The sequence below is a fragment of the Micromonospora sp. RV43 genome (genome assembly GCF_001029515.1).
GTDB classification, from domain to species: Bacteria; Actinomycetota; Actinomycetes; order Mycobacteriales; family Micromonosporaceae; genus Micromonospora; species Micromonospora aurantiaca.
Genome location: NZ_LEKG01000344.1, coordinates 1 through 2,373, shown reverse-complemented (window position 1 = coordinate 2,373; position 2,373 = coordinate 1). Strand labels below are relative to the sequence as shown.

Here is a 2,373-nt window from a genome sequence, read left to right as displayed (position 1 = left end):
CCTTCACCTGACAGGTGCCTTCCGTCCGGGATAGATGAGACCCTCAGCAAGTCCTATCTTCCCAGGCCGGAAGGCATCTTCCTTTCAAGATCCACTATATGGACCCGCCCTTAATGAAGGGCTGAGGTTAGGTGTGCCAAGGCAGTGCGCTTCCGGCGCGGGCCTCGGGTTGCGGGATTGTCGGGGCTGGACCGGCCATTAGAGCTTTGCGAGACGTTTCAATGTCTTGCGGTATTTCGCAATAAAGTCTGAAGCGGCAGGCTCTCCGCCATAGAAGGAAGTCGAGTCAATACCGTTCTCTTCGTTCAACCTAAGCTCTCGGCGGATATGCTTTACTGTGTCGCGGTCCGCCTCGCGGCCGTCTCCGCCGTATGCGACTTGGACTCGCAGGCGACGCTTAACGGAGATGCCTAGCCATCCGCTTTCCGTGATACCTCGGTATATGTCGATTCGATTTCCGGGCCGAGGAGCGGATAGCTCGCATCCGTACTGAGCGAGGATCTGGCGTAATTTGATCCACTTGATTGGACGCTCGGCTCGATCGACATACCGACTGCACTGGCATATCCATTGGGCTATTGCGAGTACTTCCCGATCGGAACGCCTGTCCCAGTGCTTTGGTACGAGACCGTGTTGCGCAACCTTGAGAGCGAATCTAAAAAGCTCATCCTCGGTGCAGGTCAATGTAATGCTGTGTCGCTCCAAAAAGACTAGCATGGCAACAAGGGCACTGCGCTTGTTGCCATTGTGGAACGGGTGGTTGTGAACGACCGAGTGGACGAGGGCGGCTGCTGCCATCTCGACTGACTGGTACTTCCCTGTATCTCCGATCGCTGTAAGCGGTCGCATGGCAGCGGATTCAAGTAGGGTTTCGTCCCTTACTCCGGGCGGCTCAATTGGGTCTTCGGTGCCAGCAAAATCCTTCGTGAGAGCGTTGTGTATATCTAATAGTTCGGCCGAACTGAGAGCCGAGAAGGCCCTTTCCTTTCCGTATGTTGTCCATGATAAAGGAGGTGCATCGGGAAGGGGCTCTGCGGCTACAGCTGCGGCAGTCCTTTGCTGTGGGATCACTTTGTCGGTGACATGATTCCTGATTCTCGCAACCGCACCCTTGGGGAGGTTTCGGGATCGCGATGATAGCTTAATTCCTAAGTCACTTGCTAGCTGTGCAAAGGATTGATCGTCAAGCCTTAGTTCGGCTTTCCAAAACGCGACGCGAGACAAATCGCGAATTTGAGGCAAGCCGAGAGAGGATCGCGCGAGGCGAATTCGACTTGGTGGCACGGCATCCGTTGGTCCGGAGAGATTTTCGATTCCAGCATCCCATAACGTCACGAGTGCCTGATCAAGGTCGAGGCCAGCTTCCTTGGCAAGTTCGCTAACCGTTGTTCTTTTGGGCATAAATGCTGATCTCTTCCTTGGGGTGCTGGCGTCAAAACCTGCATAGAATACTGATCGGCTTTCCGGCTGTCATCTTTCATTCATGGTCGATGGGCAGAAGATTATGCGCATGTAACGCATTCTCTCAAAGAGGAAAACTTGCCCATATTGGCATATGTGTTCTATGTCGAATACGCTTATGTGCTCGCAATGTGGCTCGCGGTAAGACTTCCGGTCACTTCTAGGGCTGCGACCGGAGGTGTTGTGGCGTGCCGTTTGGTCCGACGTGGAGGCGCAAGAGGCAGCGTTGCGTGCTGTGGGATGCAGGGTGGTGCCGGAGCGGCCCGACCTATACGGTGCCTCGGAACGTGTGGTCCCTGTGCCACGCGAAATAGGGCTCCCGTTTGGGAGACCACCAGTCGGTCGTCCTCTGGGTCAATACAGTGCTGCAGTGCGCTGCGACCGCGGGAGCAAGCGCTACCTGTGGGCTGATCTCGATAATGCCTCCTGCCTGGACAGTGATGAAGCCGTGTTCGTAGAGGCTGTCGCACCCGAGGATGCAGGCGAACATTGCCACGTTGTCGTAGTCGAGCTTCTCGGCGTCCGTGCACTCAGAGCGCTTCTTGATGTGGGCGGCGACGAGGAACTGTGGTGGCAGTTCACGGCCGCAGAGTGCGCAGGCCGTTCCGCCGATGTCACGAAGGCGTCGCTTTAGCTGGGCTTGCTCTCGGCGGTATGCGGCGAGACGGCGGCCGTCGGGATCGCCTGGGAAGTCCTTGATCGCCTTCCGCAGCTCGTCCGGGTCGGCTGGGAGGCTTTCGGGTCCGCCGGCTGCCGTGGACGCCAATCCTGCGGCGAGATCGACCGCTAGCCTCAGCCCTTCATTAAGGGCGGGTCCATATAGTGGATCTTGAAAGGAAGATGCCTTCCGGCCTGGGAAGATAGGACTTGCTGAGGGTCTCATCTATCCCGGACGGAAGGCACCTGTCAGGT

At 57.0% G+C, this 2,373-nt stretch carries 2 protein-coding genes; one reads left to right on the top strand and one right to left on the bottom strand.

Annotation, left to right across the window (positions count from 1 at the left end):
- Positions 1-198 precede the first annotated feature (198 nt).
- Complete coding sequence (locus ABD52_RS41815; protein WP_082171465.1) at positions 199-1,401, bottom strand: type II toxin-antitoxin system death-on-curing family toxin; 1,203 nt, start codon at positions 1,399-1,401, stop codon at positions 199-201.
- A 430-nt stretch (positions 1,402-1,831) separates the two neighbouring features.
- On the opposite strand from ABD52_RS41815, the gene ABD52_RS39635 reads away from it, so the two are divergent.
- The gene (locus ABD52_RS39635) at positions 1,832-2,095 is read left to right on the top strand and encodes a hypothetical protein (RefSeq protein WP_152748378.1); all 264 of its coding nucleotides are present in this window, start codon (positions 1,832-1,834) and stop codon (positions 2,093-2,095) included.
- Positions 2,096-2,373: the final 278 nt, after the last annotated feature.